Source organism: Kitasatospora sp. NPDC032121 (assembly GCF_055580145.1).
Genome location: NZ_JBVILX010000007.1, coordinates 105,462 through 130,178, shown reverse-complemented (window position 1 = coordinate 130,178; position 24,717 = coordinate 105,462). Strand labels below are relative to the sequence as shown.

Below are 24,717 nucleotides of genomic sequence, written 5' to 3'. Positions count from 1 at the left end.
GAGGGCGGCACCGGTTCGATCCGGCGCGATCAGGACTTGGACAGGGTGAAGGAGACCGAGGCGTTGTCGCCGCTGCCGCCCTGCCAGGTGCACTTGTAGCCGGACGGGGCGTCGCAGCTGTAGCCGTTGCCGCCCCAGTAGGGGTTGTTCCAGTGCACCGTGACGCCGTTCTGCTCCCCGGCCACGGCGAAGCTGACCGAGCCCTCCGTGCCGGTCATGAAGCCCTCCGACTCACTCGCCCACTTCGCGGTGACACCGGACTGGATCATGGAGGGAGGCATCATGCCGTCGGACCAGATCCCCCACTGCAGGCTCGCGCCGGAACGGGTGAGCAGCTTCCCCGAGTTGTTGGTCAGGTTGACGCTCGTGCTCCGGGCGGCGCTCATCAGGGCGGGCGCCGCGGCGGCCTTGGACTTCTTCCCGATGCTGAACGTGGTGGAGGCGTTGTCCCCGCTGCCACCGCTCCTGGAACAGGTGTAACCGTCCGGGACGTCGCAGCTGTAGTCGTTGCTGCCCCAGTAGGGGTTGTTCCAGTGCAGCTTGACCTCGCCGCCGTCGGCGAGGGTGTAGGTGATGCTCCCCTCCGTCCCGGTCGCGAACCCGCAGGACTCGCTCTGCCAGCTGGCCGACTTGCCGGTGGGGATGTAGTCGGACGGCAGCATGTCGTTCGTCCAGCAGCCGTGGTCGAGCTTCTCCCACGTCTTGGTCAGGCCGGACCCGGTGCTGTTGGACAGCGTGACCCTCGTGGAACGTTCCGCGGCGAGCAGCGGCACGCCCGCCGCCTCGCTCCCGGCGGCCTGGCTCTGCTCCGCGGACGCCCGCGGCCCGGTGGCCTGTCCGGCCGCGGCCTGCGCGGACGGGGCGAGGGCGACCGCTCCGGCCGCCATCAGCACGGCGGTGAGCGCTCCTGCGGCCGTACGGCCCAGACCGGTCATGGAGGTCATGCGCATGGGTCTACCAACTCTCTTCGAGGCTGGGCGAACGGACGTGTGTCGCGCTCGCCTTGTTTACGTCGGCGGGCGTCTCGGCTCGGTGCCGGCGCCGGGGGCTCACTGGATGTAGAGCTCCCACCTCGGCGCGTTGTCGGCGTAGGTCTGCTCGATCTTCATCTTGACGGCGCTCCCGAGGCCGTACAGCACCCAGTACGCCGCCTCCGCGGCGAGGTACGAGTCGTACCGGCCGGCCCAGCGCCAGATGTCGATCGCGAGCGCCGACGCGCCCTCCTGGGCGACGGGCGTGACGGCCGCGGGCGCCGCGGCCGGCGCCTGGGCGGGGGAGGCCGCGTACGCCTGGGCCGTACCGCCGACGAGGACCGCGGCGGCGAGCACGGCGCAGAGCGAGGCCGCACGGATTCGCCTGTTCATGACAATATCCTTCCTGGAGTTCCCCGCGAACGGCCGGTCTCCTGTGACGGATCCGCCCGGCCCGGTCGCGGGCTGCGGTGGCAGTCACAGACTGGCACGCGGCCACCACGCGCGGGCATCGTGGAAAACCGCGAACTTGGCCCGCCGTGGCTTCCGCGGGCGCCCACACGGCGCGCAACGGCCCACTCCCGGCTGCGAGTTCGGTCGACGGTGGTTCCGGCTCCGTCGCGAACGCGCAGAGCCCGTCAGGGAAGCGGGAAGGATGCGTCAAGGTCTCGGCAACCGACCCCCGCCCGGCGCGTCGCCGCCGCCGATCGGCTAGCGTGGACCGCTCTCCCTCCCGACACCCGCCCCAGGAGCACAGCGCCGTGTCCGACAGCTTCGCGCACCTGCACGTCCACACCGAGTACTCGATGCTGGACGGAGCGGCGAAGAACGGCAAGCTGTTCGCCGAGGCGGAGAGACAGGGCATGCCCGCCATCGCGATGAGCGACCACGGCAACATGTTCGGCGCCTACGAGTTCTTCCACGCCGCCGCGAAGACCGGCGTCAAACCGATCATCGGCATCGAGGCGTACGTGGCGCCGTCCTCGCGCTTCCTGAAGAAGCAGGTGTTCTGGTCGCCGGGCGGCCAGCGCCCGACCGGCGCGGACGGCGAGGGCGGCAAGGACGTCTCCGGCGGCGGCCGCTACACCCACATGACGATGTGGGCACAGAACGCCACCGGCCTGCGCAACCTGTTCAAGCTCTCCTCCCTCGCGTCGATGGAGGGCTACTACATGAAGCCCCGGATGGACCGCGAGCTGATCGCCGCGAACGCCGAGGGCATCATCGCCACCACCGGCTGCCCCTCCGGCGAGGTGCAGACCCGGCTGCGGCTCGGCCAGTACGAGGAGGCCGTGAAGGCCGCCGGCGCGTACCAGGACATCTTCGGCAAGGAGAACTACTTCCTGGAGCTGATGGACCACGGCCTGGACATCGAGCGCGACGTGCGCGAGGACCTGCTCCGGCTCGCCAAGCAGCTGGATATCCCCCTGCTGGCCACCAACGACTCGCACTACGTGACCGCCGACCAGGCCGACGCCCACGACAGCCTGCTCTGCGTCGGCGTGGGCAAGAACAAGGACGACCCGAACCGCTTCAAGTTCCAGGGCACCGGCTACTACGTGAAGACCGCCGAGGAGATGCGCGAGCTCTTCCGCGAGCTGCCGGAGGCCTGCGACAACACGCTCGCGATCGCCGAGCGGGTCGAGTCGTACGAGGAGGTCTTCACCTACGTCGACCGGATGCCGCAGTTCGACGTGCCCGAGGGCGAGACCCAGGCCTCCTACCTGCGCAAGAAGATCGCGGCCGGCCTCCAGCACCGCTACGGCGACAACCCGAGCCAGGAGGTGCTGGACCGGGTCGAGCTGGAGATGGGCGTGATCACCCCGATGGGGTTCGACGCCTACTTCCTCGTGGTCGCCGACATCTGCCAGTACGGCCGCGACAACGGCATCCCGGTCGGCCCCGGCCGAGGCTCGGCGGCCGGCTCGATGGTCGCCTACCTGACCGGGATCACCCAGCTCGACCCGCTGGAACACGACCTGCTGTTCGAGCGCTTCCTCAACCCCGAGCGCATCAACCCGCCGGACGTCGACATCGACTTCGACGACCGCCAGCGCGACCAGATGGTGCGCTACGTCACCGAGAAGTACGGCTCCGCGTACACCGCGCAGGTCAACACCTTCGGCACGATCAAGGCCAAGGCGGCCGTCAAGGACGCCAACCGCATCCTCGGCTACCCGTTCTCGATGGGCGACCGGATCACCAAGGCGATGCCGCCGGACGTCATGGGCAAGGGCGTCCCGCTGGCCGACCTCTTCAACGAGAAGCACCCCCGCTACAACGAGGGCACCGAGATCCGGGGGCTCTACGCGAACGAGCCGGACGTCAAGAAGATCATCGACACCGGCCTCGGCATCGAGGGCCTGATCCGCGGCACCGGCGTGCACGCGGCCGCGGTGATCCTCTCCTCGACGCCGCTGCTCGACCTGATCCCGCTGCACATGCGGGACAAGGACGGCACCATCATCACCGGCTTCGACTACCCGTCGTGCGAAGCCATGGGCCTGATCAAGATGGACTTCCTGGGTCTGCGGAACCTGGGCATCATCGACCACTGCATCAAGATCGTGAAGGCCAACCGGGGCGTCGACGTCGACATCGACAACATCCCGATCGACGACCCCACCACCTACCAGCTGCTCGCCCGCGGCGACACCCTCGGCGTCTTCCAGCTCGACGGCGGCCCCATGCGCGCCCTGCTGCGCCTGATGAAGCCCACCGAGTTCGCCGACATCTCCGCCGTCTCCGCGCTGTACCGGCCCGGCCCGATGGGCATGAACTCGCACACCAACTACGCGCTGCGCAAGAACGCCCAGCAGGAGATCATCCCGATCCACCCCGAGCTGGAGGAGCCCCTCAAGGAGGTCCTCGGCCCCACCTACGGCCTGATCGTCTACCAGGAGCAGGTCCAGCGCGCCGCCCAGGTCCTCGCCGGCTACTCGCTCGGCCAGGCCGACCTGCTCCGCCGGGCGATGGGCAAGAAGAAGAAGGAGGTGCTGGAGAAGGAGTTCGTCCCCTTCCACGCCGGCTGCAAGGAACGCGGCTACTCCGACGAGGCCATCCAGGCGGTCTGGGACGTCCTGGTCCCGTTCGCCGGCTACGCGTTCAACAAGTCGCACTCCGCCGCGTACGGCCTGGTCTCCTACCAGACCGCCTACCTCAAGGCCAACTACCCCGCCGAGTACATGGCCGCCCTGCTCACCTCGGTCGCCGACGACAAGGACAAGATGGCGGTCTACCTGGCCGAGTGCCGGCAGATGGGCATCAAGATCCTCTCCCCCGACGTCAACGAGTCGGTGGTCGACTTCACCGCCGTCGGCAGCGACGTCCGCTTCGGCCTCAAGGCGGTGCGCAACGTCGGCGTGCCCGTGATCGAGTCCCTCGTGCGCACCCGCGACGAACAGGGCAAGTACACCTCCTTCGCCGACTTCCTGGACAAGGTCGAACTGGTGGTGTGCAACAAGCGCACCGTCGACTCCCTGATCAAGGCCGGCGCCTTCGACTCCCTCGGCCACTCCCGGCTCTCGCTCAGCACCGTGCACGAGAGCGCGATCGACGCCGTCACCGGGGTGAAGAAGCAACAGGCCATCGGGCAGGACGACCTGTTCGGCGCCCTCGACACCGGCGACGGCGGGCCCAGCATCGGACTGGACTTCCAGCTCACCGAGAACGAGTGGCCGCGCCGCCAACTCCTCGCCCTGGAACGCGAGATGCTCGGCCTCTACGTCTCCAGCCACCCGCTCGACGGCGCCGAGCACATCCTCTCCCAGAACCGCGACACCTCGATCGCCGAACTCCTCGGCTCCGGCCGCTCCGAGGGCGAGGTGCGCCTCGCCGGGCTGATCACCGGCGTCGACCGGCGGATCAACAAGGCCGGCAACGCATGGGCGATCATCACCCTCGCCGACCGCGACGGCTCGGTCGAGGTGCTGTTCTTCCCCGCGACCTACAACCTGATGGCCGAGCAGATGATCGAGGACAACGTGATCTCGATCCGCGGCCGGCTCAACGAGCGCGACGGGTCACTGAGCGTCTTCGGGCAGGAGATCACCACCCTCGACGTCTCCTCCGCCGAACTCGGCACCAAGCCGCCCGTCCACATCACCGTCCCCGCCGCCCGGATCAACCCCCGGGTCGTCGCCGAACTCAAACTCGCCCTCCAGTCCCACCCCGGCGACGTCCCGGTCCGGCTGCTCACCACCAACTGGGACAAGAACACCCTCTACGAGCTCGGATTCCGGGTGAACCCGGACAACGGACTCGCCTCGGACGTCAAGACCCTCCTGGGCAACCGCGCCTGGGCGGGAGCGAGCCTCCGGTCCTGACCCAGGACGTCACGATCCGGGCCCGGAACTCACGATCCGGGCCCGGAACTCACGATCCGGGCCCGGACGTCACGGTCCGGGCCCGGGGGCGCCGACTCCTCCGGACGGCGGTCGGAGGTCCGGTGCGAATTCGTCGCGACGGCCTTTCACATCGGGGGCGGCGGCCTGCCAGACTGGTGCCGAGGGCCGGTCAGGGACGGACGGCCACGGCGGCCAGGCAGGACGCCTGGGCGTCGCTGATCCGTTCGTCGTCCGGCTCGGGGCGCCAGCGGGGGGTGGAGGTGATGCCGGGGTCGAGGAGGTCCCATCCGGTGAAGAACCGGCTGAACTCGTCGTGGTCGCGGGCCCGGACGGGGTTGCCGTTGTCGCGGTAGACCCGTTCCATGCGGGCCGCGTCCTGGGGGGCGTAGTCGGGGGTGAAGTGGCTCATCACGAGGGCGGAACCGCGGACCGGCATCGCGTTCCTGAGGGTCTCGGCGATCTCGTGGGCGCCCTCGGGGACGAAGTGGAGCAGGGCGACGAGGCTCAGGGCTATCGGCCGGGTGAAGTCGAGCACACCGGTGGCCCGGACCGCCTCCAGCAGGGCCTCGGGCTCGCGGACGTCGGCCTGGACGTACGCGGTGCGCCCTTCGGGGCTGCTGTGGAGGAGGGCCTGGGCGTGGGTGAGGACGATGGGGTCGTTGTCGGCGTAGACGATCCTGGCCCGCGGTTCGGTCCGCTGGGCGATCTCGTGGAGGTTGGGCGAGGTGGGGATCCCGGTGCCGATGTCGAGGAACTGGGTGATGCCGCTCCGGGCGAGCGCGCGGGTGGCGCGGTGCATGAAGGCCCGGTTGGCGCGGGCCGCGAACGGGGCCTGCGGGAAGACGGCGAGGGCGTGTCCGGCGGCCTCCCGGTCGGCGGGGAAGTTGGTCGTGCCGTCGAGGAAGTAGTCGTACATCCGTGCCGTGTGGGGGCGGTGGATGGCGAGGTTGACCTCGGCGTCCGGCGGTGTGACGGTGTCGTCGTGCTGCTCTGCTGCCATGCGTTTCCCCCTGCGTCGGCTGTTGTCACGCCCGCAGGCCGGCGCGCACCACGAACCCCGTGATGAGGCGTGGCGAACCCCTGGCGCGGGCCATCGTCCACTATGCCCACACCTCGCCGCGGACAATCAAGCGCCGTACCGCCTCGCCGGGCGCGGGCTGCCCGGCTCGACGCGGTGCGGCCGACCCAGAGCCCAACCCGACCGCTTTCGATCGGATATGACTGATCATCATTTAACTCATTGTCATATGGCAGGTCGTATAAGCCTTTTTGTGATTGCCTTCACATTCGACTCCCCGGAACGATTGGATGTCCGCAGGAGGACGGCGAGTCCTCCACGGACCCCACCGTGCCCGACCCCGGGTCGGCCGAACGTCGTCCCCCCTGGGGCCGACGAGGAGGATCATTGACCAGTGACGACGAGTGGGCGGCGGTTCGGCCGACCCACCGACTGTCGTACCGACCCTTCTGCGAGCGCCACGAGAAGGCCTGGCGTGCGGTCGCCCGGGCGCGGCTGCACGACCCGGAACTCGTCGACCAGGCGATCCGCGCCATCCGCCGGGAACTGCGGCAGAACTGGGTCGGCGTCCTGAGCCAGCCCGACGTCGAGGCCCACGCCTGGATGATCGCCAAACGGTGCATCGCCGACCGGGAGTTGAGCACCGGCCAGACCCCGCCCAGGGCGGTCCTCCCGGACTGGGCCGTCGCCATCCGGCGCGCCCACGCCCAGGCCCGGATCAGCCTGGAGAACCTCGACAACGACTACGAGGCGCTCTACAAGGCGATCCTGCGTCTGCCGGAGCGCCAGTACGACATGATCGTCCTCCGCTACATGCTGGAGATCGACTACCCGCTGATCGCCACCTACCTCGGCATCACCGAGACCAACGCCCGCACCACCACCAGCCAGGGCCTGGCCAGGCTCCGCCGCCTCCTCGGCGCCGAAACCACCACGGGGGACATGAAGTGACACGGGGACACGACCGCCGGGCAGCCGCCCCCTGGAACTGGCCCTACGGGTACGACGACGAACCCGATCAACCGGTCGAGCTGCCCGACGGCGTGTCCGCCCCCGACCTGCGCCGCCTCGTCCGCGCCCGGGCCCCCCTGGGCGCCGAACACCTCCAGGCCCGCCACGAACTCGACCTCGCCGCGACCCTGATCATCGCCCAGCCCGAGGCCGCCGACTCCCTGAAGGCCCTCACCAACAACCGGCAGCGCGTCCACCCCGGCGGCGCGCTCGTCCTGGCGGCACTGCTCCACCTGACCGGACACGACGACGGCTGCCAGTTCTGGCTGCAGTTCGCCGCCGGTGGCGGCAGCACCACCGCCGCCAGCTGCCTGTCCTTCCTGCACGCCAGTCGCGGCGAGTTCCGCGACTCCGACTACTGGCGCAACCAGGCCGACCGGCTCGCCGCCGAACCCCGCGACCGGGCCGCGCCGACCGCGCCCCGGCCCGGCCGGCCGCTCCCGCCCGCCGTGTGGGCCGAGACCCTCGCCGCCTGCCACGAGGGCCTGACGCTGCGCCTGCCGGCCCGCGTCGCCGCCGTCGTCCACCAGCTGCCCGTCCACTCCGACGACGAGGACCACGGCGAGATCCCCCAGCCCTCCCCCACCCTCGTGGACGACCTCGCCCACGCCTCCAGACACTCCCGCCACCTCTGACGCCCGGCCCCGGCACCCGCTTCGACCGAACGTCCGCCGCCTTCAGCGCCGGCTCACCGCGCGGACCGAGGTCGCGGTGCACCACTCCACTCGGGTGGACTTGGGCAGTTCCGGGCTGCCGGTCAGGTTTTCTGATGCTCGATCAGGTCGAACCCGGCATGCGTTCGTGACAGTGCCCGTCCACCCGGGCCCTATGATGCGATCGATCCGGTTCGATACCGTTGTCACACCGTCGGGTTCATCGTGAACGATCTGGTTGGGGGCCGATGTTGGACGCGTGGGAAGTGCTGGAGCCGGCCGTCGCCCGGGTCTGGCCGAAGGTGGCCGACAGCCTGCCCGAAGCCGAGCGCGAACGCCTGGAGTCCGAGGTCCTGGTGGCACTGCGAGCCCTGGAGAGCGCGCGCGTCCAGGCGCCGTCGGCCGGGCCCGGCGCGCCCGGGGCCGACGCACCGGACGCCGTCGAGGAGGCCGCCCACGCGGTGGCCGCCGCCTTCGAGGCGCACCCGCCGCTGGGCGACCTCCTGGCTGCCGAGTTCGACGCGCTCACCGAGGGCCGGGAACGCTTCGGTCCGGACGCTCCGCCGCCCTCCTGGGGCACGACGCCGCGGTCGCTGCTCGTCCCCGTCCTCTACGCCACCGACCGCGCGCCGGTCACCGGGGGCGGCGGCCCCCGGACGCGGCCGGCGTACGGCGGCGAGCGCGGGCAACTGTCGTACGGGCAGGCCCTGGTGAACGTCCCCGACGACCACCGCGTCGGCGCCGTCGAGAAGCCCCGCTGGTGGCAGCTTCGGTTCCGCACCAGCCCGGCCCGGGACACCCACCTCGACGACGTCAGCCCGCTCACCGACGACGAGTTCGCTGCGCTCGCCCGGTGCCACCACCTCCCGGCCGGCGGGGGCGGCCCCCGGTCGGCGCTGGTGTTCGTCCACGGCTACAACGTCTCCTTCGCCGACGCCGCCGTCCGCGCCGCCCAGATCGCCTACGACCTGAACTTCACCGGCCTGCCCATGCTGTACAGCTGGCCGTCCAGGGCCTCCGTCACGGACTACGCGGCCGACGGCAACGCCGCCCGCCGGGCCGTCCCGTACTTCCAGGAGTTCCTGCGGCACGTGCTGACGGGCACCGGCGTCGACGAGCTGCACATCGTCGCCCACAGCATGGGCAACCGAGTGGTCGTCGACGCCCTGGCCGACCTGGACACCACCGCCCTCCCCACGGGAGCGGGCCGGCTCGGGCAGGTCGTCTTCACCGCGCCCGACGTCGACGCCGAGGTGTTCCGCCAGCTCCTGCCGCGGATCGTCCGCCAGGCGCGCGGCTGCACCCTCTACGTCTCCGCCAACGACCTGGCGCTCGCCGCCTCGCGCCGCCTGGCCGAACACCCGCGGGCGGGCCAGGCCGGACCGGGCCTGGTGGTCGCCCCCGGCCTGGACACCGTCGACGTCTCCCACCTCGACACCGGCCTGATGGGCCACTCCTACCCCGGCGACCACCGGTCCGTCCTGTCCGACCTGCACGGGCTGCTGCGCCACGGCCACGGACCGTCCCGGCGCTACGGGCTGGCCCGGATCCCGCACCCGGACGGCGCGTACTGGGCCTTCCAGCCGTAGCCTCCCAGGCGGCGGTCCCTCCCCCTCCGCCTCCCCCACCCCTCCCCGACGAGCGAACACACAGGGCATGGCGACGACGATCCCCGCGCAGGGCGGGACCCCCTCCCCGCGACCCCACTTCCTGGACAGCTACCCCTTCCGGTGGACCGACCCCGGTGCCGTCGAGCTCCGCGACCTGCTCGCGTCCGTCCACTTCCGGGTCAACCCGGTGCTGGAGCTGGCCCAACAGGCGGGCGTCCCCCCGGCCGCGATCAACTGGGACCAGCCGATGACCCTCGTCTGGTTCGACCTGATCACCGTCGCCCGGAACCAGGAGAAGCTCCGCCCCCTGCTCGAACGGATCGCCGCCGGCCCCGACGTGGCCCTCGCCACCCGCATCCGCGAACTGCTCGCCGCCCGACCCGTGCTCCCCGCCCCCGAACCGGAGCCCCCGGCGGACACCTGGGCCGCCTTCCGGGACCCGGACGAGCAGGAACGCCAGATCTTCCGCGCCTCCGAGTTCCTGGACGTCGCGTTCCTGCGCCGCGGCGCCGAACTCGCCACCGCCGTCTGCCGGCTGCTGGTCACCCACGCCGACGGCAGCAGTTGCTACGGCACCGCCTTCCGGATCGGCCCCGACCTGCTGCTGACCAACCACCACGTGCTGCACTCCGGGGGCCGGCCCGCCGAGGCGGTCGAGGCCTGGTTCGGCTACGAGCAGGACCTCGACGGAAGGGAACTCACCTACCGCACCGTCCGGTGCGACGCCGGCACGGCCGTCGGCCGGCCGGAGGCCGACTGGGCCGTGATCCGGGCCGCCGACCCCCTGCCCGAGGACGCCCTGGTGGTGCCGCTCCCCGAACGGGTCTCCGTCGCCGAGGGCGACCGGGTCTGCATCATCCAGCACCCGCACGGACTGGTGAAGAAGCTCGCCGCCCGCCACAACGTGGTCCGGCACGTGGACGAGCAGGTCGTGCAGTACTGGACGGACACCGCGTACGGCTCCTCCGGCTCCCCCGTCTTCGACGAGCGCTGGCAGTTGGTGGCCCTGCACCGGCGCTACACCCGCGCCGGAGGGCGGCTCAGCGCGTCGGAGTTCCGCAACGAGGGCCTGCGCGTCGAACGGGTGGCCGCGGACCTGGCCGCCGCCGGGGTGAGGTGAGCCGGTGGCACTGCTGGACCAACGCCCGTTCCCCCATGAGGACTTCAGAGCCAAGTGGCTACTCAAGGCCCTCATGGACTCCTACAGCCTCCAGCCCGAGTCCCGGCAGCTCACCGCCCTCGCGGGCATCGGAGCGGCGGAGATCCACTGGCAGCAGAAGATGCTCGACGCCTGGCCGGAAATCCTCGAGCTGGCGGCCGCGACCGGGCGGCTGCGCAAGCTCGTCCAGGCCGCCGCCGACGATCCCAACTCCCGGGCCAACGCGGTGGTCTTCAGAAACCTGCTCAGCGAGGAGGCGGCCGAGCAGCCCACCGATCCGTTCGGCCACGGCCTGATCAACGACCGGCAGCGCGCCTTCTTCGACCGGAAGTCCCTCCGTGACCGGCTGCGAGAGATGGTCCAGGACCGCGGCCACCGCGTGCTCACCGTCGAAGGCGGTCCGCGGACCGGGCGGACCTTCACCTGGTTCCTCATCCAGCACGTGCTCACCAGCCAGGGGATCGACCCGTGCCGGATCCGGATGAGCCAGTACACCGAGCCGGTCCGGGTGGCCGAACTGACCGCGTTCCTCAACGACGAGTTCCGGGAGTGGAACATGGACATCGACCACCACTCCTCCGAGGACCAGCAGGCCGACCGGCTGGTCAGTCAGCTCAGGGGGCTGATGCGCGAGGAGAAGCGCTCCGGCCCGGCGCGACCCCGGCACTGGCTCGTCTTCGACGACTCGGAGTCCCTCCGCTTCACCGAGCCCGCCCTGCGCGCGGTCAGCCGGCTGGTCGAGGCGGTGGTCGAGGAGGAGATGGCGGACCGGCTGCGGATCGTGCTGCTCGCCTACGACGGCTGGCTGCCGCCCGACATCGAGTGGCACGCGGCCAGGGAACGGCTGGCCCCGATCGGCGTCGAGGACCTCCGCGAGTACTTCCACGCGGTCGCCGCGGACGCCGGCTGCCCGATCGACGCCGAGGCGGCCGGCGACCTCACCGCCAAACTTCTGGACGAGACCGGCCTCGACGCCTGCCTCCCCGATGGCCTCCCCCTGACCGCCGCGATCCAGCACACGGCTGTCGGCCTCGGCCGAAGCCTCTACGAGGGACGTTGACGACGGTGACCGAGACCATCACCCTGCCGCCCCGCGCCGGCTACCGCGAACGGACCGCCCTGCTCGGCGCGTTCACCGCCGAGAGCCTGGAGACGGCCACGGTGGAGACAGCCGCCGTGGCGAGGGGCGCGGACGAGGTCGACGCGTCCCTGCGGGACTTCCTCACCCGGGACTGCGAACGGGTCACCACCCGGGAGGGCCGCCGCTGGCGGCTCACCCCCGAGGTGCGCACCCTCACCATCGAGGCCCTGGGCGGCCCGGAACGCCTGCGGGCCGCCCTCACCGCCGCGCCCCGCACGGATCGCGACGCCGCGCGCGACTGGGTCGAGCGGTTCCTCGCCGAACGGAACCCCCCGCTGGAGCACCAGGGCTTCGACGAGCTCTACGCCGCCCTCACCGTGGTCGGCTGGTTCCGTGACACCCCCGGCACCCGGGCCGCGCTCGCCGACCGGGGACTGACCCTGCCGTCCACCGACGAGCTGCAGCAGAACCTCAAGCGCGCCCGGCTGCTGCAACCGCTGCGGGCGCTCGCCGACGAGACCTTCACGGGCCGGCGGGACGAACTGCGCACCCTCGGCCGGTACGTGGACGGCCAGGACGGCTACTCCCCCTGGCTGCTGGTCCACGGGCCGGGCGGGGTCGGCAAGTCCACCCTGCTGTCGCGCTTCCTGCTGGACCGCGCCGCATGGGGCTCCGTCGCCCACCTCTACCTGACCTTCGAGCGTCCCGAGCTGGCACCGGAACGCCCGCTGACCGTCCTGATCGAAGCCGTCCGCCAGGTCGCCCTGCTGGCACCGGGGTTGGCCCCCAGGGCCGAGGCCCTGGGGCACTCCCTCCGCCGCGCCGTCGCCGCCGACCTCGGTGCGGAGCAGGACCGCAGCTCCTCGTCCAAACACCGGAGCTCACAGGCCCGGGACACCGACCTGCTGCTCGGCAGGGTCGGCGCCTTCCTGACCGCCTTCGGGTCCGAGTTCGGCGGCCAGGCTCCACTGCTCGTCCTGGACACCTTCGAGCGGGTGCAGCGCCGTGGCCGACACGCCCAGGAGCGCCTGCTGCACGCCCTGGACAGCCTGCGCTGGATCTGCCCGAAGCTGCGCGTCATCGCCGCCGGCCGCGCGCCGGTCGACGACCCCCGCTTCCGCCACCTTCCGCTCGACGGCTTCGACCCGGCGACGGCCCGCCACTTCCTGCGCCGGCACGTCACCGAACTCACCCGGGCCACCGACGAGGAGCTGGACCTGGTCACCGACACGGTCGGCCGGAGCCCGCTCAACCTCAAGCTGGCCGCCGCCCTGCTCCGCCACGAGTCCGACGCCCTGCGGGACCCGGCGCTGCACGAGCGGCTCCGGGAGAAGCTGGAGGCCGAGACCGTCCAGGGCGTGTTGTACCGGCGCATCCTCGACCACCTGGACGACCCGGACCTGCGCCGCATCGCCAGCCCTGGCCTGGTCGTCCGGAAGGTCACGCCGGAGGTCATCCGCGACGTCCTGGCCGATCCCTGCGGCCTCGGTACCGTGGACGAGGACCGCGCATGGGACCTGTTCGACCGGTTCCGGAAGGAAGTCTCCCTCGTCGAGGAGGTACCGGGGCAGTTCGCGGTCGTCCACCGGGCGGACGTCCGCGCCGTCATGCTGCCACTGCTCCGGCACGACCATCCCGAGGTCGTGGAGCTGATCCGCCGGCGGGCCGTCGCCCACTACGAGGAGAACGGCGACCGGGTCGAGGAGCTGTACCACCGGCTGGCCCTGGGCGAGCCGACCGCGGCCCTCGACGACCGGTGGGAGGAAGAGGCGGGCCGACTGCTGGAGCCGGCCTACGACGAACTGCCACCGCGCTCACAGGCCTACCTCGCCGAGCGGCTGGGGAACATCGCCCCCGCGGAGATCCGGGCGCAGGCCGACGACGAGACCTGGGCCCGACAGGCGCTGCGGGCAACAGGCCAGCTCCTCGTCGACGACCTTCCTGACGAGGCGCTGGCGCTCCTTCAGGAACGCCCCCAACAGGTGCGCGAGAATGCCAAACTCGCCATTCGGCACATCGGCGCCCTGGGCTCCCTGGGCCGCTGGGACGAAGCGGACGCCATGGCCGACGACGTTCTCGGCGACGGGAGCGACCCGACCCTCACCGTGGCCATGCTCATGCTGCGTTCCCAGATCGCCGCGAACCGTGGCGACTTCGGCCTGGGTTTCGATCTGCTCAACCGAGCCCTGCTCGCGGCGGAGGCCATCCAGGACACGTTCATCCTGCTCAACATCAATGTGGCCCTCCTGCGCCTGCACAGGACGGGCGGCTCGCTGGACTCACTCGATGCCCGGCAGCTTCGTGCCCGCACCCTCGCCATGGTCAACGGGCTGGACCTGCGCGACATCGCCTGGAGTCCTGCCTTCGTCCGACAGATCGCCGCCGAACTCGGCGACGACGCACCCGAGTTGGTCGCCCTGGCCGCCCAGCAGTCCGGCGTCGACCTCTCCGACGGAGGTGACGCGGCCCTGCGCGACACCCTCACCCCCGAGGAGTTGCAGGACTTCACCCGGACCACCGGCGTCGACGTCCCGGTCGCCACGACCGACGCCGACACCGACACCGACCCGTCGGGCCCCGCACTCACCAGCGTCGACTTCGGTGACGCCGTCCACACCTACCTCGGCCGGGACGGCGAGTACCCCGAAGCCTGGAACACGGCAGTGGTCCAACACCTCCGGCACGAGGTGGACCAGGAGCTGCTGCCCCCCGCCGCCGGCCACCCGACGGCCCGCGACATCACCCACGACGCCGTCGTCTTCCTTCCCGGCTTCATGGGCAGCGCGCTCCTCGACACCGAGACCGGCCGGCACGTCTGGGGCGATCTGAGACCCACCAACCTCCTCCGGCTGACTCTCGGCGACCTCTCCCCGCTGCAGGTCACCCCCACCGAGCGCGCGGGCAGGCCCGGGCGCCTGCACCCCGACGGCCTGTTGCGCGCCCCGGCCTGGCTCTCGACGCTCGGCGGCCTGGAGACCTACCAGCCCCTGCTCGACGCCCTGCACGCCACCGTCCCCCACCAGGACGCGGTCCTGCCCTTCCCCTACGACTGGCGACTTTCCGCCGAGGTGAACGCGCGGCTGCTGGCCGAGGCCGCCCACCACCACCTGGCCGCCTGGCGGACGAGCCCGCACCGCCTCCGGGCAGCAGCGCCCGGCGAGGAACCCCGGCTGGTCTTCGTCGCCCACTCCACCGGCGGACTCGTCGCCCGGGCGGCGCTGGCGGCCGACTCCCGACTGGCCGCGCTCACCCGCGACCTGGTGACCATCGGCACGCCCTTCCACGGCACCCCCGCCGTCGCCGAGATGCTCAGCGGCCGCCGCCGGTTCCTGCCGCGCTCGCTGCACGGCCTGGCCGCCACCCTGCCGGGGGTGTACGACCTGCTGCCGGACTTCCGCTGCGTCGAGACCGACGACGGACCGCGCCGACTCCACCTCGACGACGTCCGCCGCCTCGGCGGCGACCCGGACCTCGCCGCCGCCGCACGGGCCGCACGGGCCGCGGAGTCGCGCGCACCCTTCCTTCCCCGCACCCGCGCCGTCGTCGGCATCGGCCAGCCGACCGTCCAGGGCCTGCGGCTCACCGGGGACGGCGTCGAGCCACTGCTGACGGCACCGCGCACCCACGCCGACGGCCGCCCGTACCGGAGCGATTCCGGCGAGATCGTCCGCTGGGACCGTGGCGGGGACGGTCTCGTCCCCCGCGACGCCGCCGCGCCCTCCGCCTCGAACGCCGTCCTGTACGTGTCCGGCCGGCACGGCACCCTCCCCTCGGATCCGAACGTCCTGGAGCTCGTCCGGTCCGTGCTCACCGACCGGCGGCCGGCCGCCCATCGGCCCCGCGCGGCCATGGGCGCCCTCCAGCGCCCCGGGCTCGGCCTGTCCCTCCCGGAGACGGCCGTCTCCGGGCAGCCCTGGCCGCTGATGGCGCACGGCGCGCCGCCGGAGGGCACCACCTGCCGCATCGTCGACGAGGCCACCGGGGCGACCGTGGCCACACCCCGACTCCTCCTCAGCGAGGCAACCCTGGTGGCCGCCGTCACCCTCCCCCGGCCGGGCCTCTACCGAGTCACCGTCACCTCGGGTGCCGAACGGGTCAGCGACCTCCTCCTGGTCACCGGGCTCGTCTGACACCACGACAGGAAGGGCGGCCGGAGCGCACTGCTCCGGCCGCCCTTCCGCATCCCCGGGGCCGGTCGGCCCGCTGTCACGCACACCGGAGTGAATGCCTTCTCATTTGGGGGCATTAAAGCTATTTGTCGCACTTTCAGAAGTCATACTACATCCGTACGGTCACTGTGGGTAGCGGATCACGCACTGAACGCCCCTGCCCCACGGTTGCCCGCTCGCACCACCACCGCTCAGCACACCGTGTGACACCGGGTCGCTCAATCGAAGGGAATCGTCATGAGGCGCTGTCCACCCATCAGCGGAGGCGAGCGAAGACGCCATGGACCGGTAGCGCTCCGCGACCGCCTCACCCGGGCGGCGCTACCCCTCCTCCTCGCGTTCGCCACCGCGTCCGCGTCCTTCGCCGCGCCGGCGGCGGCGCACGCCGCCGACACCCCGACCACCTCCACCGCCCGCGGCGCCGGCACCGGCACCGGCACCGGCACCGGCGCGACCGACCGTCACACCGGCCGTCAGCTGCCGGTGACCCTGACGAAGACCGGAACCGACCTCGCCACCGGCAGCACGACCACCGCCGCGCCGGGCGACCCGATCCGCTGGGTGGTCTCCGCCACCAACCCGGAGAACACACCGGTCTCCACCACGATCACCGACGTGATCCAGGGCGGACCCGGCAGCACCCCGCAGACCCAGACCTACGTGCCCGGCTCGCTCCAGGTGCCCCCGGGCTTCTCCAAGGAGTGGTCCACCAACGGCGGCACCACCTTCACCACGACCGACTCGGGCACGGCCACCAACGCCGTCCAGGCGAGCAACCCCAAGCTCTCCGCGCCCGCGACCGGCGCGGTCATCCCGATCCCGCCGCCGTTCAAGCCGGTCAACACGGCCACCGGCGGCGACGGCTTCACCCCCATCCTCTACACCGCCACGATCAACGGTGTCGCCACGCCCCAGGCCTGGAACATCTACCACCACGGCTCCTCGAACACCGCCGCCGTGGTCTGCACGGACCTGCTGACCAACGGCCCCTGCCCGACCCCGAGCGGCGCGCCCACCACCTGGCCGCAGGCGCTGAACTCCTCGGTGCCCGGCGCGACCACCGGCGACCTCGGCAGCACCCGCACCCCGACCTACGTGCTGGACGGCTCCAAGCTGTACTACGCAGCGGTCGACCGGGTCGTCTTCCAGCACATCGGCGTCGGCTGCATCGACCTCCAGGCCCAGGCCAGCTGCGGCTTCACGGTCCTCCAGCAGGGCAGCGGCACGGTCATCGGCGGCGTGGTCGAGGCACCGAACGGGTTGATCTACGCGGTCTCCAGCACCGGAGAGATCCTCTGCTACGACCGCACCGCCAACGCCTCCTGCGGCACCTTCAACATCGGGCTGCCCCCCAACGAGGCCGGCGGCTTCCCCGGTGACTACGTCGGCACCATGACGGTCATCAACGGCAAGGTCTACGTCACCGACAACCAGCGGAACCCGCTGCCGTCGGTGATGGGCTGCTTCGACCCGTCGACCGGCGCCGCCTGCACCGGCTGGGCCACCCCCAAGGTCATCGTCACCCCGATCAGCAGCGGGCCCGCCCGGGTCGACAACGTCTTCGCGACGCACGACTCCTCGGGCACCGCCACCGGCGTCTGCACCATCGCCGGCGGCGTCTACCAGCAGACCAACCCGCCGATCGGCACCCCCGTCTGCTTCGACTTCGCCGGCAACCCGATCGCCGCGCCCCCCGGCCTCCAGGCCCTGGTCAGCACCAACGTCGGCCCCGGTGAGGCCAACTACCAGGTCCCGTTGACCATCACCTCCCCCAACGGGCACCTGGAGACCGAGTTCCCGTTCTGGCTCTACACGGGCAACACCCCGACCCTGAACAGCAGCCTGTTCTGCTACGACTGGACGATCCAGGGCCCGTGCACCCAGTACGGCACCAACGGCGTCGTCAACGGCCCGCCCAACGTCAACGGCGGCAACACCAGTCCGTACGGCTTCGCCTACGACGGCCAGTGCAAGTACAGCCTCGGCGACACCGGCTACCTGTTCTCCCTCGACCCGGTCACCGGTGCCTCGCCCTGCCTCAAGACCAGGGCCCAGAGCACCATCAACCCCTCGGCGTACTACTGCGACGGGTTGACCGGACACGTCAGGTCCTACGGGACGGTCAGCCTCTTCGGCATCGACCCGACGACCGTCAACTTCAACCAGTCCACGGTGACCGTGGTGGCGTCCGACGGCACCACCATCGGCACCTTCCCGTTCGACCCGGCCACGGGGACGGCGGACATCTCCTCGGTACCGATCACCGACTCACCCATCCAGGTCATCGGCAACATCGACCTCATCAACGACTCCTCGTTCTCCGGCGGCCAGCCGCAGATGCAGGTGACCTTCGTCGGTGACGCCCCGCAGATCTGCTACGACACCACGGTGAGCACGGACTGCTCCGTCACCTCCGTCTCCGACCAGGCCTCCGCCACCACCAACGGCAGCGCTCCCGTCACCTCCAACACCGTCACCCTCCAGGTCACTCCCGGTCCGGAGTGCGCGCCGCAGCTGACCATCAACAAGGAGGTCTGCACCTCGGGCAACGCCGCCGACTGTGTGGACGGTGGCCCAGGACCATGGGCGAAGAACGCGACGCTCACACCCGGTGCCACCGCGTACTGGCGGATCACGGTGACCAACACCGGGACGGTTCCGGTCACCGGCATCACGTTGACGGACAGTGTCTCCCCGTCGTGTGTGACGGCTGCGGGGACGTTCGACCTCGCCGCGGGCGCTTCGCACCAGGTCTTCTGTGACCTGACGGACATCACCCAGCACACCGTCAACACCGTGACTGCCACGTTCCCCGGCCCCGGCGGCACGCCCATCACGACTCCGCCGTCCGAGGCGACCGTGGACGTGCCGTCGCTCGCGATCCTGAAGGAGGTCTGCACCTCCACCAACGCTGCCGACTGTGTGGAGGGCGGCCCCGGACCGTGGGCCAAGAGCACGACGATTCCCTCCGGGGACACGGCGTACTGGCGGATCACCGTCACCAACACCGGGACGGTTCCGGTCACCGGCATCACGTTGACGGACAGCGTCTCGCCGTCGTGTGTGACAGCTGCGGGGACGTTCGACCTCGCCGCGGGCGCTTCGCACCAGGTCTTCTGCGACCTGACGAACGTCACCCAGCACACCGTCAACACCGTGACGGCGTCGTTCCCGGGTCCGGGTGGCACGCCGATCACCACGCCCCCGTCCGAGGCGACCGTGGACGTGACCCCGCCCGCCGTCCCGTCGCTCAGCATCAACAAGGAGGTCTGCACCTCCACCAACGCCGCCGACTGCGTCGAGGGCGGCCCCGGACCGTGGGCCAAGAGCACGACGATCCCCTCCGGGAACACCGCGTACTGGCGGATCACCGTCACCAACACCGGCACCGTTCCCGTCACCGGGATCACCCTCACGGACAGCGTCTCCCCGTCCTGCGTCACCGCCGCCGGCACCTTCGACCTCGCCGCGGGGGCTTCGCACCAGGTCTTCTGTGACCTGACGAACGTCACCCAGCACACCGTCAACACCGTGACGGCCTCGGGCCACGGCCCGAACGGCACCCCGGTCACCACGCCCCCGTCCGACGCGACGGTGGACGTGACCCCGCCCGCCGTCCCCTCGCTCAGCATCAACAAGGAGGTCTGCACCTCCACCAACGCCGCCGACTGCGTCGAGGGCGGCCCCGGACCGTGGGCCAAGAGCACCACCATCCCCTCCGGGAACACCGCGTACTGGCGGATCACCGTCACCAACACCGGCACCGTTCCCGTCACCGGCATCACCCTCACGGACAGCGTCTCCCCGTCCTGCGTCACCGCCGCCGGCACCTTCGACCTCGCCGCGGGGGCTTCGCACCAGGTCTTCTGTGACCTGACGAACGTCACCCAGCACACCGTCAACACCGTGACGGCCTCGGGCCACGGCCCGAACGGCACCCCGGTCACCACGCCCCCGTCCGACGCGACGGTGGACGTGACCCCGCCCGCCGTCCCCTCGATCAGCATCAACAAGGAGGTCTGCACCTCCACCAACGCCGCCGACTGCATGGCGGGTGGCCCGGGCCCGTGGGCCAAGAACACCACCGTGCCTTCGGGCAGCACCGCATACTGGCGGATCACCGTCACCAACACCGGCAACGTCCCCGTCACCGGGATCACGCTCACGGACAGCGTCTCGCCGTCCTGCGTCACCGCTGCGGGAACGTTCGACCTGGCGGTGGGCGCGTCGCGGCAGGTCTTCTGTGACCTGGCGAACGTCACCCAGCGCACGGTGAACACCGTGACGGCGTCGTTCCCCGGCCCCGGCGGCACCCCGATCACCACGCCCCCGTCCGAGGCCACCGTCGACGTGACCGGCACCCCGTCGCTGATCGTCGACAAGAAGGTCTGCGAGTCCGACAACGCCGCTGACTGCGGTGCCGGCGGGACCGGGCCGTGGGTCAAGGAGGTGACCCTGCGCAAGGGGAACGGGCCCGCCGACATGTGCGACCCGGACAAGTGCCTCGCCTTCTGGCAGATCACCGTCACCAACAACGGCACCGCGGACCTGACCGGCATCACCCTGAACGATGCCCAGGAGCGGAGTTGCGAGGCGGCGGCCGGGTCGTTCGACCTGGCGGCGGGAGAGACGAAGACCTTCTACTGCTCCAGCCTGATCAGTGAGGACACCGTCAACACCGTCACCGCCTCCTACGTGCCGCCGAACTCCCCGCCCGGGACCGCGCCGGTGACCACCCCGCCGTCCTCCGCGCTCGCCCGGTGCCTCCCGCCGTGCGAGGAGAAGTGCGACCACCACCACCCCGGCCACGGCCACGGGGACGGCTGGGACCACACCGAAGGCCCGAAGCAGGACAGCACCGGCAGCGGCGGCCACGTGGTGGCGTGGGACAACCCCTACCTCCAGCACCAGGGTTGGGCACTGCCGGCAGAGTTCGACTCGGAGCTGCCCTACCTCACCACCGGCTTCCTGCTGACCGACTTCGACTGGCTGATGCCCCTCCTGGCCGCTGAGGGAGGAAGGGCCTGATCCCGATCGGGCTGAACCAGCCCTGAGCGGAAGAAGGGTGGTGGGGGGGGGGGGGGGGGGGGGGGGGGGAGCCCCCCCCCCCCCCCCCCCCCCACCACCCTTCGTGCGTTCCGGCGCGGACCTCGACGCCGAGGTGACCCGAGTCGTCCGCATGGGTAGGCGAGGGGTCGGACCGTCCCACCACTCAGGAGCAGATCAGATGACCTCAGCCGAAACCGCTCCCACCGCCCGCTCCTCACTCGGCGCCGACTCACCGGCCTCCGGCGGGGCGGCACCGACAGGAGGCGGGCCAACCGGGCCGGCCTGGCTGGCGCAGGTGTCGGAGGTGCTGTGCGACGGCATGGACGCGGACACGGCCGGGGCCTGGGTGCTCCGGGTGCAACGGGAGTTGGCGCGGTTGAGCGGCCGGGTGCCGTTCGGCGTGATCCACGACTGGCACTGCTCCACCGTCGGCCCGGTGCTGGCCGAGGCGAGCGAGCGGCACGGCCGGTCCGCCGCGTCCATCGAGGCCGTCCTGGCCTTGCACGCGGGTGCGCTGAGCGGCCGTCGGGTCGACGAGAGCACGTGGCGTGCGGCCCTCGAACCGGAGCTGCGGGAGCTCTTCCACCACGCGTACCCGTACGCCGAGGCCCATGCCACGGCCGCTGCCGCCGCCGGCTCCTTCGCGCTGGCGAACGGCTACGACGCGGCCGAGGCCGCCCGGTACGGCGAGACCTACGCGGAGCTCAACACCACGGCCAACGTGCGGGCCCATGCCGACGCGAACGCGCTGGCCAACTCGGCGGCCCTGGCGGCCGCTTACGCGGCGGCGGACCCGGACGCCTATGCCGAGACCTGCCCGTTCGCCCGGGTCCGCGCGGTGGTGCGGGTGCACGCCGACCGGCGGGACGAGCACGGCGAGCGCGCCACCTGGGCGCGGCTGGCCGACGGCCTCGCCGACTGCCTGGCCCGCGCGGACGCGGCCTGAGCCGGGCCGCTCAAGGGCTGAGCGGCCCGGGCCGGAGCCGGTTCAGCCCTTGAGCGGCCCGCCGTTGATGGCGACCCGGCGGCCGTAGCGGGTGTGCGGGTGGTAGTCGTAGGTGGCGTGGTGCTGGACGCAGCGGTTGTCCCAGAACACCAGCGTGTTGGGGGTCCAGCGGATGCGGCAGGTCAGCATGGGCCGCTGGGCCGGCAGCGCGCAGAGCAGGTCGAGCAGGGCCCGGCTCTCGTCGGCGGACAGCTGGGGGATGCGCGCGGTGTAGGCCTTGTTGACGTAGAGGATCCTGCGGTCGGTCTCGGGGTGCCGCACCACCAGCGGGTGCTCGTTCTTGGGGATCACGTATCCCGGCGGCGGGGTGTAGCCCTGGAAGGCGACGAGGCCGTCGTGCACGGCGGTCAGGCCGTCGAGCAGTCCGCGCATCGTCGGGGACAGCATCTCGTACGCCAGGTGCATGTTGGCGAACAGGGTGTCGCCGCCGCTGCCCGGTTCCGGCACGCGGGTGATGTGGAGCATCGACCCGAGCGAGGGCTCGGCGTCGGCGGTGCCGTCGGCGTGCCAGCCGTTGCCGGCGACGTTCTCGGCCGCCGCGTCGGTGCTGATCTCCAGGATGTACGGATCGGCGTCGACCGGGGGCGGGTTGACGGGGCGCAGTTCGCCGAAGTGCGCGGCGAAGCGCTTGTGGTCCTCGTCCGTCAGGTGCTGGTCGCGGAACACCAGGACGTGGTGGTCGAGGAACGCCTGCTTCAGTTCGGCCAGTTGCTCGCCCGGCAGCTCCTGTGAGAGGTCGACGCCGGTGACCTCGGCGCCGATCACCGGGGTGACGGGGTCGACGGTGATGGTCCGGTACTCCTTGGCGGGCCTGGTGGTGACGGCCCTGACGGCGTCCAGTTCGTACTGCTCCATGACCTGCTCCTGTGGTGGGGTGTTCGGTGTCGTCACAGCCCGCGGGCCAGCAGGTCCGCGAGGACCAGCCGGCCGAAGGCCAGGTTGCCGTGGATGGAGTCGTCGGCCTCGCACAGTTCGGGGCGCTGGAGGCCGTCCGGTCCGGTGGTGCGGGCCCGGAGGTCGACGAGTTCGACGCCGAGTTCGTCGAGCGCGCTGCGGACGGTCTCCTGCGCGGCCATGAACACCGCCGGGTCGGACTGCTCCGGCACCCGCTGCGGCGGCAGCACGGCCAGCACCCGCAGGCCGAGGCGGAGTGCGTGGCGGTAGAAGGCCAGTGCGTCGCGGACGGTGGCGCGGACGACGGCGTCGAACAGCGGTCCGGTGAGGAAGCCCGGGGCGAAGCCGCCGTCGCGGCGGTAGAGGTGCCAGTTCTCCCGGGTGGCGACGAAGTGCGAGCTGAGGCCGAAGGTGCACACCAGCGGGACCGTGAGGTGCCCGAGGCCGTCCACGTCCAGGTCCGCCAGGAAGCTCCGGTAGTAGGCGTCGGCCTCGGCCTTGCGGAACACCACGTCGTGCTCGCGCGGCTCGAAGAAGTCGTCGGTGAACTCGCGCCCGGCACCGATCGGACCGCCCTGGAAGGGGATCCGGGCGGCCTTCGCGGCCCGTCCGATCGGGCCCGCGTGCGAGTCGCCGAGCAGCAGGAACCTAGCGGGGGCGGTAGTAGTCGAGGACGGCGTCGTCACAGGTGTCCACCCCCTTCGGCTCCGCCGGGGCGCCGGTCCTGACCGGGCGCGGGTCGGCCGCCGGGCGCGCGTCGGCCGCCCGCCGGGACAGCCCGGCCATGAAGTGGCGCATGACGAAGTCGACGCCCTCGGGCGTCACTTCACGCAGGTTCGGCGCGTAGAACCGGCTGCGGAACGGGAGGCCGGTGATGAGTTCGTACGACGGGAAGTAGTCCACGTCGTCGAGTTCCTCGGTCAGTTGCCCGGCCACCGTCCGCAGCAGCGACTTGGAGTAGGTGTTGGCGGTGAGCGCGTGGCCGCCGGTGGCGGTCGCGGTCAGCGGGTGCGGTGAGACGGTCAGCAGGACCCGCAGCCGCGGGTTGGCCTCGCGGGCCAGTGCCACGGCCTCCGTCAGGTCGCGGCGGACCTCCTCGAAGGTGAACTGGTGGAAGACGTGGCGGTCCGGGTCGAAGGTGCCGCGCACGGTGCCGGGGCAGGACGGGAGGACGGTGCCGTCGGCGCGGTCCCGCCACGCCTCGGTCAGGCCCAGGGTGAAGACCAGGCAGCCGGCCTCGGTGACGGCCTCGCGGATGGCGGCGAGGGTCCGTGCCCGGGCGGCCAGCATCTCCTCGGCGGAGGCGTGGCCGCCGGGTTCGACGGACGGGCGGCAGGGGTCGTGGTAGCGGCCGTCCTCCGGCCACGCTCCGGTGGGCGGGGTGGTGCGGCCGAAGGCCCAGGAGAGCCACTGGCGCAGCATGGCGGCGGTGTAGATGTTCCCGGTGCGGAACGAGAACACCCCGTAGTGGCGCGCCCTGCGTTCCTCCTCGGTCAGCCCGGGCGGGGCCGGTTCCGCGTCGTACCAGTTCATGCCCCGCTCCAGCAGGGCCCGGCCGATGTGCGCGGCGAAGCAGGACCCCGCGGTGAGGACCGGTTCGTCCTGCCCGATCTCGAACGCGGGCGTCCACAGGTCGTCGATGGCGAGCGGGTCGGGCTCGGCCACGGCGGAGCGCCAGAACGAGCGCGCGGGGAGGGACTGGTAGGGGTTCACGAGGGACGGTCTCCGATGGTCGGGCGGGGCGTCGGTG

15 protein-coding genes are annotated in these 24,717 nt (G+C 71.6%); 9 read left to right on the top strand and 6 right to left on the bottom strand.

What is annotated here, in order from left to right; all coding sequences use genetic code 11:
* Positions 1-29: 29 nt before the first annotated feature.
* Positions 30-944, bottom strand: coding sequence for a Crystal protein ET79 (locus ACZ5OX_RS20105; protein ID WP_465631589.1), 915 nt, complete (start codon positions 942-944; stop codon positions 30-32).
* Between the two features lie 105 nt (positions 945-1,049).
* A complete protein-coding gene (locus ACZ5OX_RS20100; RefSeq protein WP_465631588.1) occupies positions 1,050-1,364 on the bottom strand; it encodes a hypothetical protein in 315 nt (104 codons plus the stop codon).
* 368 nt (positions 1,365-1,732) lie between these two features.
* Between ACZ5OX_RS20100 and dnaE the strand changes: the two genes are divergently transcribed.
* Complete coding sequence (dnaE, locus tag ACZ5OX_RS20095; RefSeq protein WP_465631586.1) at positions 1,733-5,296, top strand: DNA polymerase III subunit alpha; 3,564 nt, start codon at positions 1,733-1,735, stop codon at positions 5,294-5,296.
* 190 nt (positions 5,297-5,486) lie between these two features.
* Here dnaE and ACZ5OX_RS20090 read toward each other — a convergent pair whose 3' ends face one another.
* On the bottom strand, positions 5,487-6,317 hold the full coding sequence (locus ACZ5OX_RS20090) for an SAM-dependent methyltransferase (protein ID WP_465631585.1): 831 nt from the start codon (positions 6,315-6,317) through the stop codon (positions 5,487-5,489).
* Positions 6,318-6,722: 405 nt separating this feature from the next.
* Between ACZ5OX_RS20090 and ACZ5OX_RS20085 the strand changes: the two genes are divergently transcribed.
* From ACZ5OX_RS20085 to ACZ5OX_RS20050, 8 genes are all read left to right on the top strand, one after another.
* A complete protein-coding gene (locus ACZ5OX_RS20085) occupies positions 6,723-7,286 on the top strand; it encodes an RNA polymerase sigma factor (RefSeq protein ID WP_465631583.1) in 564 nt (187 codons plus the stop codon).
* Positions 7,283-7,981, top strand: a complete 699-nt coding sequence (locus ACZ5OX_RS20080) for a hypothetical protein (RefSeq protein ID WP_465631581.1) — start codon at positions 7,283-7,285, stop codon at positions 7,979-7,981. Before ACZ5OX_RS20085 ends, ACZ5OX_RS20080 begins: the two co-directional genes overlap by 4 nt.
* Positions 7,982-8,247: 266 nt before the next feature.
* The gene (locus tag ACZ5OX_RS20075; RefSeq protein WP_465631580.1) at positions 8,248-9,588 is read left to right on the top strand and encodes an alpha/beta hydrolase; all 1,341 of its coding nucleotides are present in this window, start codon (positions 8,248-8,250) and stop codon (positions 9,586-9,588) included.
* 67 nt (positions 9,589-9,655) lie between these two features.
* The gene (locus tag ACZ5OX_RS20070) at positions 9,656-10,729 is read left to right on the top strand and encodes a trypsin-like peptidase domain-containing protein (RefSeq protein ID WP_465631578.1); all 1,074 of its coding nucleotides are present in this window, start codon (positions 9,656-9,658) and stop codon (positions 10,727-10,729) included.
* A 4-nt stretch (positions 10,730-10,733) separates the two neighbouring features.
* Positions 10,734-11,828, top strand: a complete 1,095-nt coding sequence (locus ACZ5OX_RS20065; protein ID WP_465631576.1) for an effector-associated domain EAD1-containing protein — start codon at positions 10,734-10,736, stop codon at positions 11,826-11,828.
* Between the two features lie 5 nt (positions 11,829-11,833).
* Positions 11,834-15,979, top strand: a complete 4,146-nt coding sequence (locus ACZ5OX_RS20060; RefSeq protein WP_465631574.1) for an AAA family ATPase — start codon at positions 11,834-11,836, stop codon at positions 15,977-15,979.
* 276 nt (positions 15,980-16,255) lie between these two features.
* Positions 16,256-21,046, top strand: coding sequence for a DUF7617 domain-containing protein (locus ACZ5OX_RS20055; RefSeq protein ID WP_465631572.1), 4,791 nt, complete (start codon positions 16,256-16,258; stop codon positions 21,044-21,046).
* A 199-nt stretch (positions 21,047-21,245) separates the two neighbouring features.
* Positions 21,246-22,013 carry a SpcZ gene (locus ACZ5OX_RS20050; protein ID WP_465631571.1) on the top strand — a complete coding sequence of 256 codons (768 nt, stop codon included), beginning with the start codon at positions 21,246-21,248 and terminating at the stop codon, positions 22,011-22,013.
* Positions 22,014-22,055: 42 nt separating this feature from the next.
* On the opposite strand, the gene ACZ5OX_RS20045 is transcribed toward ACZ5OX_RS20050, so the two are convergent.
* The 3 genes from ACZ5OX_RS20045 to ACZ5OX_RS20035 are packed head-to-tail and all read right to left on the bottom strand — an operon-like array spanning position 22,056 to position 24,680.
* The gene (locus ACZ5OX_RS20045; RefSeq protein ID WP_465631570.1) at positions 22,056-22,928 is read right to left on the bottom strand and encodes a TauD/TfdA dioxygenase family protein; all 873 of its coding nucleotides are present in this window, start codon (positions 22,926-22,928) and stop codon (positions 22,056-22,058) included.
* A gap of 32 nt (positions 22,929-22,960) precedes the next feature.
* Positions 22,961-23,653: a hypothetical protein gene (locus tag ACZ5OX_RS20040; protein ID WP_465631568.1), complete on the bottom strand. Its 693-nt coding sequence runs from the start codon at positions 23,651-23,653 to the stop codon at positions 22,961-22,963.
* The gene (locus ACZ5OX_RS20035) at positions 23,616-24,680 is read right to left on the bottom strand and encodes a GSCFA domain-containing protein (protein WP_465631567.1); all 1,065 of its coding nucleotides are present in this window, start codon (positions 24,678-24,680) and stop codon (positions 23,616-23,618) included. Before ACZ5OX_RS20035 ends, ACZ5OX_RS20040 begins: the two co-directional genes overlap by 38 nt.
* Positions 24,681-24,717: the final 37 nt, after the last annotated feature.

What these genes read in the sequence shown, in the direction of transcription:
- ACZ5OX_RS20055 (WP_465631572.1), top strand. Translation starts at nt 16,256, where the DNA reads ATGAGGCGCTGTCCACCCATCAGCGGAGGCGAGCGAAGACGCCATGGA.
- ACZ5OX_RS20075 (WP_465631580.1), top strand. Translation starts at nt 8,248, where the DNA reads ATGTTGGACGCGTGGGAAGTGCTGGAGCCGGCCGTCGCCCGGGTCTGG.
- ACZ5OX_RS20050 (WP_465631571.1), top strand. Translation starts at nt 21,246, where the DNA reads ATGACCTCAGCCGAAACCGCTCCCACCGCCCGCTCCTCACTCGGCGCC.
- ACZ5OX_RS20045 (WP_465631570.1), bottom strand. Translation starts at nt 22,928, where the DNA reads ATGGAGCAGTACGAACTGGACGCCGTCAGGGCCGTCACCACCAGGCCC.
- ACZ5OX_RS20090 (WP_465631585.1), bottom strand. Translation starts at nt 6,317, where the DNA reads ATGGCAGCAGAGCAGCACGACGACACCGTCACACCGCCGGACGCCGAG.
- ACZ5OX_RS20070 (WP_465631578.1), top strand. Translation starts at nt 9,656, where the DNA reads ATGGCGACGACGATCCCCGCGCAGGGCGGGACCCCCTCCCCGCGACCC.
- ACZ5OX_RS20105 (WP_465631589.1), bottom strand. Translation starts at nt 944, where the DNA reads ATGACCTCCATGACCGGTCTGGGCCGTACGGCCGCAGGAGCGCTCACC.
- ACZ5OX_RS20100 (WP_465631588.1), bottom strand. Translation starts at nt 1,364, where the DNA reads ATGAACAGGCGAATCCGTGCGGCCTCGCTCTGCGCCGTGCTCGCCGCC.